Below are 16,648 nucleotides of genomic sequence, written 5' to 3' on the forward strand. Positions count from 1 at the left end.
GCGGCAGCGGCTCCTTCAGGTCTCCCTTGCCATCCTGCCCTAGATCCAGGATGGCATCCACATCCGCACCTTCCAGTCGACGTATGGGATCACTTCGGCGGTCCAGATCGGGTAGAAGAAGGCCGACAGCAGAACTGCCGCTGCCAGGAACAGGACCACCAGGTACAGCCCGGAACGCCGGCGCCACGGGGGATCCGACGGTCGGCCCAGGACCAGTCCCAGGCAATACACCAGGGCAAGGACCAGGAACGGTTCAAAGGACACCGCGTAGAAGTAGAACATGGTCCGCTCGGGATACATGAACCACGGCAGGTAGCCCGCGGCGACGCCGGCGAGCACCGCTCCGGCACGCCAGTCCCGGCGTCCGGCCCACCAAAACAGCAGGACCACCAAGGCAATGGCGGCCGGCCACCAGACCAGCGGGTTTCCCACGGACAGGATGGCAGAGGTGCATTTCTCCACGTCGCAGCCGGGGGTGCCCTGGGGCGGGGACTCGTAGAAGAATGACGTGGGCCGCCCCATCACCAGCCAACTCCAGGCGCTGGCCTGGTAGGGGTGCTCGGAGCTCAGGCCCTGATGGAACTTGTACGCTTCCAGGTGGTAGTGGATGAGGGACCGGACGGAGTCGGGGAGCCAGCCCCATTCCGCCGACGGGTTGCTTTCCGCCCAGTGGCGGAAGTAGGCGTTGTCCGACAGGAACCAGCCTGTCCAGGTGGCCGAGTAGACGATCCCTGCCACGGGGACCATCCCAAGGAAGGCAGGGATACCGTCCCGGATGACTCCGCCGCTGATCCAGCCGCGGACGCCCGCCACACGCCTGGCGTTGAGGTCCCACAGCACCGTGAGGATGCCGAAGCCGGCCAGGAAGAACAGGCCCGACCATTTTGTTCCCACCGCCAGTCCCATGCAGACCCCGGCGGCAACCCGCCACCAGCGCACGCCCAGCCATGGTCCGGACAGCAGCGCCCGGGCCGGGGGCTGGCCGCCGTTCGCGGCGGCGGCGCGGGCCAGCCGGTGGGCCAGGCGGCGGCGCCCGTCATCGCGGTCCATCAGCAGTGCCCCGAAGGCAGCCAGGACCCAGAACGTGAGGAAGACGTCCAGGAGCGAGGTGCGGGACATCACCAGGTGGTGGCCGTCGACGGCGAGGAGCAGCCCTGCGGCGCCGGCCAGCGGAAGCGAGCGGAACAGTTTCAGGGCGATCAGTGAGACCAGCAGCACGGTCAGGGTGCCCGTGAGGGCCGCGGCGAAGCGCCAGCCAAAGGGGTTCTCCGGCCCGAAGAGCCACATGCCGGCCGCGATCATCCATTTGCCCACCGGCGGGTGGACCACATATTCGGGGGTGTTCAGCAGGACGTCCGGATTTCCGGCGTTAAAGGAATCGTTGGCCTTGTCCGGCCAGCTGCGTTCGTACCCGCTGATGAGGTAGGAATAGGCATCCTTGACGTAGTACGTCTCATCGAAGACCAGCTTGTGCGGCACTTCGAGGCGGATGAAGCGGAGAAGTCCGGCGACCACCGCCGTGAGGACCGGAACCAGCATGAACCAGAGCCGGAGTGATGCGGGATAGTCCCGCCACGAGGTGGCGGTGCCGATGAGCCTCGCCGTGAGCGCTTCGACGGTGAACGCTTCGTCCGGCCGGCTGATCCAGGCCCTGGCAGCGGTCCCCGCGGGCCCTGCCGCAGTGGTGGCGGTTCCGCCGGAAGATGCCGCCGGGCTGGGTTTCCCGGCCCCGGCGGGCCGCGTCGAGGTCTGCGTCACGAGCCCCATGCTACCTTTTGCGGCTGGAAGACCCGGCGGCAGTAGGCTTGGTGGGTGGACCCGAACCCCAGCACCCTTCCCGAGCCCGGCCCTGCGACGGCGGGGCGGATTGTCCTTGCCGCCACTCCCATCGGTAACACGGGCGATGCCTCCGCCCGGCTGGTGGAACTGCTGGGCACGGCGGACATCGTGGCGGCGGAGGACACCCGGCGCCTCCACCGCCTGGTCCAAAGCCTGGGTGTCGCCGTTGCGGGCCGCATCATCAGTTACCACGAGCACAACGAGGCCACCCGGACGGCCGAGCTCCTGGACCAGGTGCGTGCAGGCAGCACGCTGCTGATGGTGACCGACGCCGGGATGCCTGCGGTCTCGGACCCCGGGTTCCGGTTGGTGGAGGGGGCCATCGCGGCTGGACTCCCCGTCACCGCTGTTCCGGGGCCATCCGCCGTCCTCACCGCCCTGGCGCTCTCCGGCCTGCCCACCGACCGGTTCTGCTTCGAAGGATTCCTGCCGCGCAAGGCAGGCGAGCGGGCCTCCCGCCTGGCGGACCTGGCGGGGGAGCGGCGCACCATGGTGTTCTTCGAGGCCCCGCACCGGCTCGAGGCAATGCTGCGGGCCCTGCGGGAAAGGTTCGGCCCGGACCGCCGGATCGCAGTGTGCCGCGAGCTGACGAAAACATATGAGGAAGTCATCCGCGGCACCGTGGGCGAACTCCTCCAGTGGGCCGAGGACAACGAGGTCCGCGGCGAGATCGCCGTGGTCCTGGGCGGCGCTCCCGAACAGGCAGCAGGGACCCCGGAAGACCACGTGGCGGCCGTCAACGAACTGGTGGCCCAGGGCATCCGGCTGAAGGAAGCGGTGGCCGCCGTGGCCGAGGACGTCCGCGTCAGCAAGCGGGAACTCTACTCCGCGGTCCTCGCCGCCCGCTAAGGTCCGCAGGGCCCGCCCGGCGCACTCCCGGAACCGTGCTGCTGCGCTGTGCTGCTGCGCTGTGCAGCTGCACAGCGCAGTAGCGATTCCGCAGTGCGCAACGGCGTAGACCATGGCAGTGCCCCGCAGTAGTCTGGCTGTTAATCAGCCCCATGATCCCGGTCACTCCGGCCGCGGCGAAGGGCTGCCAAAACCCTACCGACGAGGGAGTCATCGTGACTGTCACTGCACAGCCGGCCGTTACCGCCGAGCGCGAAACCCGGCTTCTGGCCTCCGTTCCCACCGGGCTGCTCATCAACGGGGAGTGGCGCGACGCCGCTTCCGGCAAGACGTTCGACGTCGAGGATCCTGCCACCGGGAAGGTGCTGTTGAGCATCGCCGACGCCGGCCCCGAGGACGGCGCGGCGGCCCTGGATGCTGCCGCGGCAGCCCAGGAGTCCTGGGCGAAGGTCCCGCCCCGCGAACGCGGCGAAATCCTCCGCCGGGCCTTCGACCTGGTGACGGAACGGGCTGAAGACTTCGCCCTCCTGATGACCCTGGAAATGGGCAAGCCGCTGGCCGAAGCACGCGGCGAGGTGACTTACGGCGCTGAGTTCCTGCGCTGGTTCTCCGAGGAAGCAGTGCGTGCCTTTGGCCGTTACTCCGTTTCCCCCGACGGCAAGTCCCGCCTCCTGGTGACCAAGAAGCCGGTGGGTCCGTGCCTGCTGATCACCCCGTGGAACTTCCCGCTGGCCATGGCCACCCGCAAGATTGCCCCGGCCGTCGCGGCGGGCTGCACCATGGTGCTGAAGTCGGCGAACCTCACCCCGCTGACCTCCCAGCTGTTCGCCGCCGTCATGCAGGAGGCCGGCCTGCCCGCCGGTGTCCTCAACGTCATTCCCACCTCCACGGCCGGAGCTACCACCGGACCCCTGATCAAGGACTCCCGCCTCCGGAAGCTGTCCTTCACCGGCTCCACCGAAGTTGGACGCCGGCTGCTGGCCGATGCCTCCGAAAACGTGCTGCGCACTTCCATGGAGCTCGGCGGCAATGCCCCGTTCCTGGTCTTCGAGGACGCCGACTTGGACGCCGCTGTTACCGGCGCCATGGCGGCGAAGCTCCGCAACATGGGCGAGGCCTGCACCGCTGCCAACCGGTTCATCGTCCACGAGTCCGTGGCCGCCGAATTCGCGGAGAAGTTCGCCGCGAAAATGAAGGAAATGACCACCGCCCGCGGCACTGAGCCCGAATCCAAGGTGGGGCCGCTGATCGACGCCAAGAGCCGGGACAAGGTCCACGAACTGGTCTCCGACGCCGTCGCTTCCGGCGCCAAGGCCGTCCTGGGCGGCGGACCGGTAGAGGGCCCGGGCTACTTCTACCAGCCCACCATCCTGTCCGGAGTCTCCGAGGGAACGCGCATCCTGTCCGAGGAAATCTTCGGCCCGGTGGCCCCGATCATCACCTTCGGCAGCGAGGACGAAGCTGTCCGCCTGGCCAACAACACCGAATACGGCCTGGTGGCCTACGTCTTCACCAAGGACATCAACCGGGGTATCCGGATGGGCGAAAAGCTGGAGACCGGCATGCTCGGCCTGAACGCCGGCGTCATCTCCAACGCCGCGGCGCCGTTCGGTGGAGTGAAGCAGTCCGGACTGGGCCGTGAAGGCGGCCTGGAAGGCATCGAGGAGTACCTCTACACGCAGTACATCGGTATCGCTGACCCTTACGCCGGCTGATTCCGGCAAGAAACCTGCATGTGCCGGCCGGGAAATTTCCCGGCCGGCACATTGCGTTCAGCCCCCGCGGGACCTGCTGCCGCCGTCGTCCGCTGCCGGCCCCACCTGGGCCCTGGCACGCGGCAGCCGCCGGATGGCGCGGCCGGCGGCGCTGAACGGCATCCCCAGCAGCAGCCCCAGGCGGCGCGTGACGGACCGGGGGAGCCAGGAGGCAGCCCACCGCCTGGACCGGGGAGCGTTCGCCTGGAGGGACTCCTCCACGGCGGCAACTCCGGCAGCAAGGTCCGGGCCCAACGCACCGGCTGGACCTTCACTGCCGGGACGGCCGTACCTGTGCTGTTCGAAGGCCGCGGTCAGGGATGCCACTGCCTCGTGGGCGTCCCGGTCCATGCCGCCGGGCTCGCCCAGCAGCGTGCTGCGGAACCGGGCCGCATAGGTCCTCGGCGTCTCGCTCTCTCCGGGTGGCAGCCCGTAATCGGTGCCAAGGTCCTTCAGTTCGCTCCACGCCAGGGGCACTGCCAGGTCCGGACGTTTGGGGTGCAGCCTGCGTGACCGGGTGCCGGTCCGGACCATATGCGGGGCTCCGGCCAGGAGCAGCAGGGCGGCGGCTCCGGCGGTACCGAGGAGCCAGGGCATCAACTGCGCGCCGTCGCCGGTGCCGCTGCCGCCTGCGCCGGGGACGGCCTGCGCAGTTGCCGTGGCAGCCGGTGAGGGTGCGGGGACGGTATCAGGAATGAGTCCGTCGTTGTTGCCCAGGGACTCGGCACCGGATGATGCCGAAGCCTCGGTGGCGTAGTCGGGGACAACTCCGCGGGAAGGCGTCGGTTCGAAGGCCACCCAGCCCAGCCCCTGGAAGTACAGTTCGGGCCAGGCATGGGCGTCGCGCGCATCGGCCTCGTACTCCGGGAGGGAGCCCTGCCCGGCCACCGTGATGCTGGCCCCGGTCAGCCTGCCCGGTGCGTAACCCACGGCAATCCTGCTCGGAATGCCTTCCAGCCGGGCCATCACCGCCATCGCGGAGGCGTAGTGGATGCAGTACCCACTCTTTTGCTGCAGGAAGTCGGCCAGGACGGAGAGCCCGTTGCCGTCGTAGCCGCCCTGCACCGGTGACTGAAGCGAGTAGGTGAACTCGGAGGACCGGAGGTACTTCTGGAGGGCCATGGCCTTCTGGTACGGGGTCCCCGCGCCTCCCGCCACGTTCTGCGCCGTGGTTTTCACAATGTCCGGCACGTTGCCCGGGACCCTGGTAAACACATCGGCGATGCCGCGGGCCGGACCCGAGGACTGGGCCAGCAGGGCTGCGGTGAGCTTGGGCACCGCTGAGGTCACCAGGTATTCCTGCCGCCGGGTGGTGGTGTCAGTGGCCTTGATGCTCAGCGTGGCAGGATCCCAGGTCCACTGTCCGCCGAGGCCGCTGACGGTTTCGGGCGCATAGGGGACCGGGAGGTAGGGGCTGGTGAAGGACCCGGCGTCGATGGCGGTGACCAGGCGCACCTGCTCGTCGGTGAGGACCGGATAGCCGGGGTCGATCCGGCCGTCCAGCGGCACCCTGGAGCCGGTCCGGTCATCCGGGCCCCAGGAGTCGCCGTCGAAATTGTCCACCGTCACCGAGCGCAGGTAGAGGGGTACGGGCGAGTTGGTGGCGTACGTGATCCTGCCGCTTCCGTCCGGGGTGCGCAGGCTGCTGCCCAGGGTGATCATCGGGTTGAGGCCGGTGGAGCCGCCCCATGGGTTCAGCCGTGAACCCTGCGGGAAGGTGCCACGGTCGAAGCCGGGGATGGCCAGGGGCAACACCAGGGTGGCGGCCAGGGCCACGGCGCCGGTTACGGCGGCCCGCCGCACCAGCCCCGGGCTGCGCGCCGATCCGCCCTGCACCCTGCCGTCCGGCGCGAACCACTGGCTGCAGGCAAGGATGATCAGGTACCCCGCCGCCGTGGCGACGAAGCTTCCGACGCCCACGCTCTGGGGTTTGATCATGGCCGGGACCACCAGCAGGGCCAGCAGCCCGACGCCGGAAGCTGCGGGCATGGCCAGCGGCACTGCGAGGGCATCGACCAGGATGACGGCCAGGCCGAGTATGGCGCAGACCACCATGACAATTCCGGCGTTCGGCGCCACGGGCGCTGTCTCGGCCAGGACCGTTTCGCTGGCGCGCTGGATCAACCGGTCCAGTTCCGGCAGTGTGGCCCCGGTGGGGACGACCCATAGGAAGCTGGAACCGCGGAAGAACGTCAGGGTCAGCACACCGCCCAGGGTAACGAACCCGCCGGCGGTCACCAGCAGGGGCTGGGCGCGGACGGAACGTAGTGCTGCCATGGTGAAGGCCACCGCCACCACCGTGGTCATGGCGGCCCAGTACCAGTTCCAGCCGCGAAGGACGCCGTTCAGGGACAGGGCAGCCCCGCAGGCTGCCGCCGCGATGGCTGCCGCCATGGCCCAGGGATAGGCGCCCGCGCCCGTTCGTCCTGCGGGCACCCCGGGATTGCCGTGCGCTCGCTGCCCGGCCACTGTTGGCCGGGCCGGTGCCATGGTCATTTGGCCACCCCCGCTCCCCGGCGGACCTCCGACGCCGGTGCCACCGGGAGGGCCGGATCCTGGCCGAACTGGCCCCACACTGCAGAAAGCCGGGTATTCGGCCCCGCGGCCACGGCCCGCCAGCCGCCCTGCCGCAGCACCTCCAGGACATGCTGGAACTCCGCGGGACGTTCCACGGCCAGGAGGGCGAACGCGTCGGTGCCATAGGCGGCAGCCGGAGCCAGGGCCGCCGCCTCCTCGCCGGTAATCCGGCCGAGAACTGCAATCAGCGGCCCCCGCATCCGGTGCGCGGAGAGCTTGTCCATCAAGTGGTCGTCAAACGCCGGCGGCCCCTGGTCGATGCCAGGGTGCGTCCGCGTTCCCGCGGCCCGGTGCTCCGCGGCGCGGCCGCCTTTGTCCAGGAGCCCGCCGTCCCGCCGTGGGTGGAGCGGGCCGGAGAGGTGGATCGCAGCCAGGCTTTCGGCGATTGACTGCAGGCCGGACGGGCCGTTGTACTCCTCGGCCGCCGGCTCTGTGGACGACGGCGAGTGCAGGAACGCCGGTTCGCCTCCGGCATCCAGGAGGCGAAGGCCGTAATTGCGTTCTGCCAGGTGGGCGCTGACGGACATGGCAGCAACAACCGACCATTCGAACGTGTCGCTGGTGGCCGGTGCATGCCCGTCGTGGCTCCGCAGCCCCGGGGACGAGGTTCCCGGCCCGCCTGCGAACGCCCCGGAACGGTGGTCCAGGATGATGGTCGCTTCCGGCGTGGTCACGGATTCTTCCTGCCGGACCATCAGGGCCCCGTGCCTGGCCGTGGCCGCCCAGTGGACCCTCCGCATCGGGTCGCCGTGGCGGTATTCACGGGTCATCACGTCGTCATCGCTGGGGTTTGCCCGCACCCGGGTGGCGGTCACGCCGTCGTTGCCCCGGGCCCCTGCCAATCCTGTGGCAGGCAGGACGACGGCGGCAGGCGTCACGGTGAGGACGTCGCCGTCGTCAATGGACCGCCGGTGCAGCGAGAGACCGAAGGGGTCGGTGAACTCGGCCGTGACCGGTCCGATCCTGAACTGTCCGCGATACCTGGAGGTGAGGTGGTATTCGTAGCGGCTGGTGCCGCCGGTGGCGGCGCGGGACGGGAACCGGAAGGCGGGTGGGTGGCCGAACTGGGCCGGGAGCCGCTCGTCCATGACGACGCGCCCGCTGCCCGGGCCGGTCCTGGCCACCGCGAGGGAAACCACGGCGGGTGCTGAGGTTTCCACCGGTGAGGGGTTGAACTCCCGGTAGACCCGGAAGCGCGGTTTGACGAGGCGGACGCCCGCGAGGGAGACAAGGGGCAGCAGAAGCAGCAGCAGTGCCAGGGTCAGGAGGTCACGGCGTCCCATGACCTGGGCCGCAGCCAGCGCGGAGGCGCCGCCCGCGAGCATGCCCCACCCGCGCCTGGTGAACAGGTGCCGCGGGAGCTTGTCCAGGAGGGCCATGGCATTCGCCTAGCGGTTCCTGCTGCCGGCGGCGGCCCCGGCCCGGTCGGGCTGTCCGGCGGCAGCCTGCGGCACGGGCAGCCGGGACAGGATGCCCCGCAGGACGCTGTGCGGGGTCTCGCCGGCGCCGGCAGCCTTCCGGTCAAGGATGATCCGGTGCGCCAGGACGGCCTCCGCCACGTCAGCCACATCGTCCGGGAGGACAAAATCGCGTCCGTCCAGGGCTGCCGTGGCCTTGGCGGCGCGCAGCAGCTGCAGCATGGACCGGGGGCTCGCACCGAGCCTCAGCAGCGGGCTCTCCCGTGAGGCCCTGCCCAGTGACACCGTGTATTCCTTCACGGGACCGGACACGAACACCTGCTGGACGCTGGCAATCATGGCGGCGACATCGGCGGCCGTGACCACGGGGGAGACGTTCGCCAGCGGCGAGACCGCCTGGTGGGTCTCGAGCATCTCGATCTCGGCGTCCTTGTCCGGGTAGCCCATGGAAATCCTGGCCATGAAGCGGTCCCGCTGGGCTTCGGGCAGAGGATAGGTCCCTTCCATTTCGATGGGGTTCTGGGTGGCCACCACCATGAACGGCTCATCGAGTTTGTAGGATGTGCCGTCCACCGTCACCTGGTGCTCCTCCATGCACTCGAGGAGGGCGGACTGGGTCTTGGCGGACGCCCGGTTGATTTCGTCGCCGATGACAATGTTGGCGAACACCGCCCCGGGCCGGAATTCGAAGAGCCTCGAAGCCTGGTTGTAGATGGACACCCCCGTGACGTCGGAGGGCAGGAGATCGGGGGTGAACTGGATTCGATTGACAGTGCAGTCGATGGTCCGGGCAAGGGTTTTTGCCAGCAGCGTCTTTCCGACGCCGGGAACGTCCTCCACCAGCAGGTGGCCCTGGGCGAGGAGGACGGTGAGCGCCAGCTTGGCGGCATCGGATTTGCCGTCGATGACCGTGTTGACGGTGGTCAGGATGCGTTGCGCGGCCGCGTGGAAGGCTCCGGACTCCATGGCTGCCGGCCTGTGGCCGTTCAGGTGGCTGACAGGATCGGCGACGCCGGCCAGGTTGAGGTTCGGTGCGCTTCCATCGTTGGCAGTGCGTCGGTGGGGTTCCATCGGCAACCTTTCAGCCCGGGTTTCACCTGGACGTGACAGCAAGCCTGCCTTCGCCCCTCGGTGGGCGTGCGCGTGTGTTCGTTCCAGACTACTAACACAACTGCCCTGCCTGACAGAGAGTTCCGGCAAATATGGGGGAGCCTGGGGCCGCTAGGCTGATTGGATGTGCGATTCGTCCATTCCCGCCGCCTACCGGGCGCCTGCCGCAGAGGCAACCACCGATCCTGACGCAGGACGCCGCAGGGATTTCCCGCCGGCACCGGAACCGTTGCCGGTCCCGGTCATGGACAACCACACCCACCTGGACTTCCCGGAAGGAAAGGGGCCGGTAGGGATCAAGGCTGCCCTCGATGCTGCAGCGGCTGTCGGGGTGCAGGGGGCTGTCCAGGTTGGCTGCGACCTGGAGTCCTCGCGGTTCACAGTGGAAGCGGTGGACCTGGACGAACGGCTCCTGGGAGCGGTAGCGCTGCATCCTAACGATGCTCCGCACTACGCCGCCCGGGGTGAACTGGAAGCGGCCCTTGCCGAGATCGAACAGCTGGCCGCGCATCCGCGCATCCGGGCCATCGGCGAAACCGGGCTGGACTTCTACCGCACGGAAGGCGAGGGGCTGCGGCACCAGGAGTACTCGTTCCGGCGCCACATCGATATCGCAAAACGGCTGGACCTGACCCTGCAGATCCATGACCGGGATGCCCACCTGGACGTCGTCCGGGTACTCCGGGAGGAAGGGGCGCCGGAGCGGGTGGTGTTCCATTGCTTTTCCGGGGATGAGGACCTTGCCAGGACATGCAATGAGCAGGGCTGGTGGATGTCCTTTGCCGGCACCCTGACGTTCAAGAACGCTGCGAACCTCCGGGCTGCGCTCGCGGTCGCTGACCGCCAGCTTGTCATGGTGGAAACGGACGCCCCGTTCCTGACGCCGCACCCGCACCGGGGGCGTCCGAACGCGAGCTACATGGTCCCTTACACCGTGCGGGCCATGGCAGAATTGACAGGCTCCGACCTTGCCGTCCTGTGCACCGCAATCAGCGAAAATACCGCACGGGCATACGGATCCTGGTCCTGACCGCAGTCTCAACCTCAATCCTCGACTGTATACCTGGTATGCAAAAATGTTGGCTGCTTTATAACGCTACGGTTACAGTGGAAAACTATTAGCCGGGGTCGGGGAAGGCCGACGGGTAATTTCACTCCACGTGCAGCCGGTCCGGCTTGACCAATAATCGGCCCTGCCGCTGCGCGGAGTGTGGCGGCGCATGGGTGCCCGGACTCTCCTTTCGAGGTTGCTCCGGGCATTTTATTGCGCGTTCCCCGTGCCCGGATGGACCGAGAGTTACGGGCAATCGTGATCAAGTTCTTCACATCGGACGGCAAGTTCAGCTTTATAAAGGTTGGCGCCCAGCTGCTGGTGCTTTGCGGCCTGGTCGCAGGCCTCGTAGCCTTCGTGGGCAATAACAAAATAGTCACGCTCAACGTGGACGGCCAAGCGTCGTCCGTGCAGTCCTTTGGTGGAACAGTGGCACAGGTGGTCAAGAGCGCCAACCTGGACCTGAAGCCCGGCGACCGCGTCTCGCCCTCCCTGGACGCCACCGTCCAGGACGGCACCATCATCAACATCAACCAGGCCAAGGAAGTCAAGGTCAGCCTTGACGGGGCCGAGAAGACGGTCAACACCACGGCGCAGGACGTCGAGGACCTGGTGACCGAACTCGGTGTGGCAAGTGCGTCCTCCGTGTCAGCGCCCAAGGATGCCACCCTCGCGCCGGCCGGTTCCTACGTCTCCATCTCCACGCCCAAGACCGTCAGCATCGTTGCCGACGGCAAAGTGAACACCTCCACCACCACCGCCCCTACGGTGGGCAAGGTCCTCGAGGACTCCGGAGTGACCCTCGGCGCCAACGACCGCTCTTCGCAGCCGGCCAACGCCAACGTGGTGAACAACATGGTCATCAAGGTCTCCAGGGTGGACACCGGCCAGACCGCCGTCACCAGCGAGGACGTCCCCTTCGATACGGTCACCGCCGAAAGCGCAGACATGCTCAAGGGTGAGAAGCAGGTGACCCAGGCCGGATCCGCCGGAAAGATCGAGCGCACCTTCAAGCTGGTGCTCGTGGATGGCCGGGAGGCCTCCCGCACCCTGGTGTCGGAGAATGTCGCAGTCCAGCCGGTCACCGAGAAGGTCACCGTGGGCACCAAAGCCAAGCCGGCCGTCCAGGCCGCGGCGGCCCCCGCCGCTGCAGGTGCCAACACCGGCGCGGCAGCACCGGCCATGATGAACGAAGCCATGTGGGACAAGATCGCCCAGTGCGAGTCCACCGGTAACTGGAGCATCAACAGCGGCAACGGCTACTACGGCGGCCTGCAGTTCGACATCCAGACCTGGATCGGCGCCGGCGGCGGTGCTTACGCTCCGAACGCGAGCCTCGCCACCAAGGCCCAGCAGATCGACATCGCCAACCGCGTCTACGCGCAGCGCGGCCTGTCGCCGTGGGGCTGCGGCTGGGCGGCCAGCCGCTGATCCGCATGGCACAAACGCGCAGCTGACGGCGATGGCCGGCCCCGGGTACTCCGGGGCCGGCCATCGCCGTTAACCGGAAGGGCCGCCGTGCCGCGCGGGATAGGATACCTAGGTGACTGAACCGATCCCCGCCGTGCCCGCACCGCTGTTCGGTGCCTCCGACATTCGCCGGATGGCAGCGGAAATCGGGGTCAGGCCCACCAAGACCCTGGGCCAGAACTTTGTCATTGACGGCAATACGATCCGCCGCATTGTTGCGGCCGCGGGCGTGGGGCCGGACGAGACGGTCCTTGAAGTCGGTCCTGGCCTGGGGTCCCTGACGCTGGGCCTGCTCGACGCCGCAGCGGCGGTCGTCGCCGTCGAAATCGACCCTGTACTCGCCGCGAAGCTCCCCGAAACGGTGAACGAATGGCGGCCGGCCGCCGCCAACGCATTCCACCTGGTGCACGCCGACGCCATGAAAGTCACCGAACTGCCGGTGGAACCCACTGCCCTGGTGGCCAACCTGCCGTACAACGTGGCCGTTCCCGTGGTGCTGCACCTGCTCCAGCATTTCCCCAGCCTGCAGCACGGCCTGGTGATGGTGCAGGACGAGGTAGCGGACCGCTTGGCCGCCGGGCCGGGATCCAAGACCTACGGCGTGCCGTCCGTCAAGGCCGCCTGGTACAGCCAGATGCGCAAGGCCGGCGTGATCGGCATGAACGTGTTTTGGCCGGCCCCGAAAATCCACTCCGGCCTCGTGGCCTTCACCCGCCGCGAACCACCGGCCACCACTGCCACCCGCGAGCAGGTGTTTGCCGTGGTGGATGCTGCGTTTGCGCAGCGGCGCAAGACGCTCCGTGCCGCACTGGCCGGCTGGGCCGGGGGAGCGCCGGATGCCGAGCGTTGCCTGCTGGCGGCCGGCGTGGATCCCACCGCGCGCGGCGAAGTCATCGACATCGCAGCGTTCGCCCGTATCGCCGAAGCCAGGGAAAACCGCCCGTGAGCGCGGCAGGGCGCTTCGCTGCCAGGACGGTCCGGGTCAAGGCGCCGGGCAAGGTCAACGTCTCCCTGGCAGTGGGGCCGCTGCGGCCGGACGGCTACCACTCGGTGGCCAGCGTCTACCTCGCGGTGTCCCTATATGAGGAAGTGGCCGCCACCAGTACCGCTGCCCCCGGCATCACCATCAGCCTCAGCCCGGAAAGCACCCTGGACCTCGACGACGTCGACATCCCCCTGGACGGCAGCAACCTGGCCTACAAGGCGGCCGCCATCATGGCCGACGTTTCCGAACACGCCACCGGCGTGCACCTGGAGATCACCAAACGGGTACCGGTGGCCGGCGGCATGGGCGGTGGTTCCGCCGACGCCGCAGCCACCCTCCTGGCCTGCGACGCCCTCTGGAACAGCGGACTGTCCCGTGAGGAACTGGCACACCTCGCAGCGGAACTGGGCGCAGACGTCCCGTTCTCGCTCCTGGGCGGAACCGCCGTCGGCCTCGGCCTGGGCGACGAACTGTCTCCGGCCCTGGCCAAGGCGCAAACCCACTGGGTGCTGGTGGTGGCAGACTACGGCCTCTCCACGCCCGAGGTGTACCGGACCCTGGACCGCCTGCGCGGCGCCGGGGGAATCGACGCCGAAGAACCCGCCGGGGTTGATCCACAGATCCTCGCGGCGCTGCGCGGCGGCGACGCCGAGTCCCTGGGCCGTGTACTGGTGAACGACCTGCAGCGTGCCTCCATTGAACTCTCGCCTGCGCTGCGCGATACGCTGGGAATCGGTGAATCCCATGGCGCCATTGCAGGCATGGTCTCCGGATCCGGCCCCACCGTGGCTTTGCTGGCCGAAGACTCCGTGGCAGCCGCTGCCCTCGCAGAGGACCTGCAGCGCTACGGCCTGACAGCACTCGCCGTCCACGGCCCCGTCCCGGGCGCACGAATCATCTCCGACACCCTCCTCTAACACTTCCAGTCCGGCAGCAGAAAGCAGTTCCCTTTGGCACACCTTCTTGGCGGCGAAAACCTCACGGTTTCCTACGCAACCCGCACCGTCCTGGACGGCATCACCCTGGGACTGGAGGAAGGGGACCGGATCGGCATGGTGGGCCGCAACGGTGACGGCAAGTCCACCCTGATGCGCCTGCTGTCCCTGCGTTCCACCCCGGACTCCGGCCGGGTCACCAAACGCGGCGACGTCAACGTGGGGTACCTGGACCAGAGCGACGTGCTCGACGGCGACCTGACGGTGGGTGCGGCGATCGTGGGGGACCAGGCGGACTACGAATGGGCCCGCAACCCCCGCATCCGGGAAATCATGGGCGGCCTGGTGTCCGACGTCGACTGGCACGCCAACGTCCACGCCCTTTCCGGCGGCCAGAAGCGCCGCGTGGCCCTGGCCAAGCTGCTCATCGAGGACCACGACGTCATCATGCTGGACGAGCCCACCAACCACCTCGACGTCGAAGGGGTGGCCTGGCTGGCCCGGCACCTGAAGACGCGCTGGCGGGCCAACCAGGGCGCCTTCCTCGTAGTCACCCACGACCGGTGGTTCCTCGACGAAGTCTGCACCAAGACCTGGGAAGTGCACGACGGGATCGTGGACCCCTTTGAAGGCGGTTACGCCGCCTATGTGCTGGCGCGGGCCGAACGCGACCGGATGGCATCCGTGGTGGAAGGCAAGCGCCAGCAGCTGGTCAAGAAGGAGCTCGCCTGGCTGCGGCGCGGCGCCCCCGCCCGCACCGCAAAGCCGAAGTTCCGGATCGAGGCAGCCAACGCGCTCATCGCGGACGTCCCGGCTCCGCGCGACTCGATGGCGCTGAGCAAGATGGCCACCGCCCGCCAGGGCAAGGACGTCCTGGACCTCGAGAACGTGTCCCTGAACTTCCAGGGCGACGACGGCAGGAAGCTCTTCGACAACGTCACCCTGCGCCTGGCCCCGGGGGAGCGCCTGGGCCTGGTGGGCGTCAACGGCGCGGGCAAGACCACCCTCCTCAAGCTGCTCAACGGCGAGATCACGCCCGACGCCGGCAAGCGCAAGCAGGGCAAAACGGTTGTCACCGCCGTGCTCACCCAGGAAGTCAAGGAGCTCGACGACGTCGCTGACCTGCGCGTCATCGAGGTCATCGAGCGGGAAAAGCGTTCGTTCAACGTGGGTGGCAAGGAATTCACGGCCGGCCAGCTGGTGGAGCAGCTCGGATTCACCAACCAGAAACAGTGGACACCCGTGCGCGACCTCTCCGGCGGTGAGCGGCGCCGCCTGCAGCTCCTCCGGCTGCTGGTGGGCGAACCCAACGTGCTGATGCTCGATGAGCCCACCAACGACCTCGACACCGACACCCTCGCCGCCGTTGAGGACGTCCTGGACGGCTGGCCGGGCACCCTGGTGGTGGTCAGCCACGACCGCTACCTGCTTGAACGGGTGACCGACCACCAGATGGCACTGCTCGGCGACGGCAAGCTGCGCGGACTGCCCGGGGGCGTGGACCAGTACCTCGAACTGCGCGAAGCAGCACTGGCCGGCTCAACAGTGACAGGCGGCGGAAACCCGGTCACCAGCGCAGGCCAGGCACAGGCCGGCGGTGGCGCTGGCAACGGACCCTCCGAGGCCGAGAAGCGCGAGGCCCGCAAGGCCCTCAACAGGATCGAGCGGCAAATCAAGAAGCTGGACCAGGAGGAAAAGAAGCTTCATGACCTGATGCTGAAGACCACCGAGGCCGGCGACTTCGACAAGCTCGCCGACCAGAACAAACAGCTCAAGAACCTCACCGACGAAAAAGACGCCCTGGAAATGGAGTGGCTGGAAGCCTCCGAACTCCTCGGCGACTGACAAAGGCGACGCGGGCACCAGCGGTGCAGAAGGCCTTCGTGTAGTCGCGCATCGCGGCGCATCGGGCGCCGTAGGTCGCCCAGCGACCGCAGGTGCCCCTATGCGTTGTGTCTAAGCGACGGCGAAGGGCTCCTGTGCCGCGGACCCGGACCGGACGCAGGTGCCCCGCTCACGAAGGTGACAACTCACCCCTCTGACTGCAGCTCAGGGTCCTTCTTGAGCCCGGTCAGGCCGTTCCAGGCCAGGTTGACCAGGTGCGCGGCCACGGTCTGCTTGTCGGGCTGGCGGCTGTCCTGCCACCACTGGCCGGTCATGGCCACCATGCCCACGAGCATCTGGGCGTACATGGCTCCGTCCTCGCCGCTGAGGCCGCGGCGGGAAAACTCGTCGGAGAGGATGTGCTCCACGCGGGCGGTGACGTGGGAGAGCAGGGTGGAGAACGCGCCCTCAGGCTGGGACGGGGGAGCGTCGCGCATCAGGATACGGAAGCCCTCCGTGCGTTCCTCGATGTAGGTGAGCAGGGCCAGGGCCGCCCGCTCAACGAGGACGCGGGGTTTGGCTTGCTCGGTCAGGGCGGCATTGACGGCATCCAGCAGGATGTGGAATTCGCAGTCCACCACTTCGGTGTAGAGCCCTTCCTTGGAACCGAAGTGTTCGTAGATGACCGGTTTGGACACACCAGCGCAGGCAGCGATTTCCTCGATGGTGGTTCCGTCCAGCCCCCGGGCGGCGAAAAGGCCGCGGCCGACGTCGATCAGCTGGCTTCGGCGCTGCAGGCCAGTCATCCGCATCCGCGGAAGGTTGTTGCTCACCTT

Annotated in this window: 12 protein-coding genes; 7 read left to right on the forward strand and 5 right to left on the reverse strand. The window is 68.2% G+C overall.

Features of this window, described 5'->3' with window-relative positions; all coding sequences use genetic code 11:
* Nucleotides 1–39: 39 nt before the first annotated feature.
* Nucleotides 40–1,767 (reverse strand): dolichyl-phosphate-mannose--protein mannosyltransferase, encoded by a 1,728-nt coding sequence (locus ACZ9J7_RS13390; protein WP_476210045.1) that lies wholly within the window; start codon nt 1,765–1,767, stop codon nt 40–42.
* Nucleotides 1,768–1,812: 45 nt separating this feature from the next.
* Here ACZ9J7_RS13390 and rsmI point away from each other — a divergent pair, with 45 nt between their 5' ends.
* Nucleotides 1,813–2,688: a 16S rRNA (cytidine(1402)-2'-O)-methyltransferase gene (gene rsmI / locus ACZ9J7_RS13395; protein ID WP_476210046.1), complete on the forward strand. Its 876-nt coding sequence runs from the start codon at nt 1,813–1,815 to the stop codon at nt 2,686–2,688.
* Nucleotides 2,689–2,903: 215 nt separating this feature from the next.
* A complete protein-coding gene (locus tag ACZ9J7_RS13400; protein ID WP_387559850.1) occupies nt 2,904–4,403 on the forward strand; it encodes an NAD-dependent succinate-semialdehyde dehydrogenase in 1,500 nt (499 codons plus the stop codon).
* A 57-nt stretch (nt 4,404–4,460) separates the two neighbouring features.
* Here the strand turns inward: ACZ9J7_RS13400 and ACZ9J7_RS13405 are convergent, their stop codons facing one another.
* From ACZ9J7_RS13405 to ACZ9J7_RS13415, 3 genes are read right to left on the reverse strand one after another with little or no spacing between them, the layout of a single operon-like run.
* The gene (locus ACZ9J7_RS13405; RefSeq protein WP_476210048.1) at nt 4,461–6,938 is read right to left on the reverse strand and encodes a transglutaminase TgpA family protein; all 2,478 of its coding nucleotides are present in this window, start codon (nt 6,936–6,938) and stop codon (nt 4,461–4,463) included.
* Nucleotides 6,935–8,398, reverse strand: coding sequence for a DUF58 domain-containing protein (locus tag ACZ9J7_RS13410; RefSeq protein ID WP_476210049.1), 1,464 nt, complete (start codon nt 8,396–8,398; stop codon nt 6,935–6,937). Before ACZ9J7_RS13410 ends, ACZ9J7_RS13405 begins: the two co-directional genes overlap by 4 nt.
* A gap of 9 nt (nt 8,399–8,407) precedes the next feature.
* Nucleotides 8,408–9,508: an AAA family ATPase gene (locus ACZ9J7_RS13415; protein WP_476210051.1), complete on the reverse strand. Its 1,101-nt coding sequence runs from the start codon at nt 9,506–9,508 to the stop codon at nt 8,408–8,410.
* 163 nt (nt 9,509–9,671) lie between these two features.
* Between ACZ9J7_RS13415 and ACZ9J7_RS13420 the strand changes: the two genes are divergently transcribed.
* The 5 genes from ACZ9J7_RS13420 to ACZ9J7_RS13440 all read left to right on the forward strand — a co-directional run bounded on the left by ACZ9J7_RS13420 (nt 9,672) and on the right by ACZ9J7_RS13440 (nt 15,833).
* On the forward strand, nt 9,672–10,577 hold the full coding sequence (locus ACZ9J7_RS13420) for a TatD family hydrolase (protein ID WP_476210053.1): 906 nt from the start codon (nt 9,672–9,674) through the stop codon (nt 10,575–10,577).
* Nucleotides 10,578–10,832: 255 nt separating this feature from the next.
* A complete protein-coding gene (locus tag ACZ9J7_RS13425; RefSeq protein WP_476210055.1) occupies nt 10,833–12,029 on the forward strand; it encodes a transglycosylase family protein in 1,197 nt (398 codons plus the stop codon).
* A gap of 112 nt (nt 12,030–12,141) precedes the next feature.
* Complete coding sequence (rsmA, locus tag ACZ9J7_RS13430; RefSeq protein ID WP_476210056.1) at nt 12,142–13,014, forward strand: 16S rRNA (adenine(1518)-N(6)/adenine(1519)-N(6))-dimethyltransferase RsmA; 873 nt, start codon at nt 12,142–12,144, stop codon at nt 13,012–13,014.
* A complete protein-coding gene (locus tag ACZ9J7_RS13435; protein ID WP_476210058.1) occupies nt 13,011–13,970 on the forward strand; it encodes a 4-(cytidine 5'-diphospho)-2-C-methyl-D-erythritol kinase in 960 nt (319 codons plus the stop codon). Before rsmA ends, ACZ9J7_RS13435 begins: the two co-directional genes overlap by 4 nt.
* A gap of 33 nt (nt 13,971–14,003) precedes the next feature.
* Nucleotides 14,004–15,833, forward strand: coding sequence for an ABC-F family ATP-binding cassette domain-containing protein (locus tag ACZ9J7_RS13440; RefSeq protein WP_476210060.1), 1,830 nt, complete (start codon nt 14,004–14,006; stop codon nt 15,831–15,833).
* Between the two features lie 185 nt (nt 15,834–16,018).
* Here ACZ9J7_RS13440 and ACZ9J7_RS13445 read toward each other — a convergent pair whose 3' ends face one another.
* Nucleotides 16,019–16,645: a TetR/AcrR family transcriptional regulator gene (locus ACZ9J7_RS13445; RefSeq protein ID WP_476210062.1), complete on the reverse strand. Its 627-nt coding sequence runs from the start codon at nt 16,643–16,645 to the stop codon at nt 16,019–16,021.
* Between the last annotated feature and the right edge of the window lie 3 nt (nt 16,646–16,648).

The sequence above is a fragment of the Pseudarthrobacter sp. TE9888 genome (assembly GCF_056279345.1).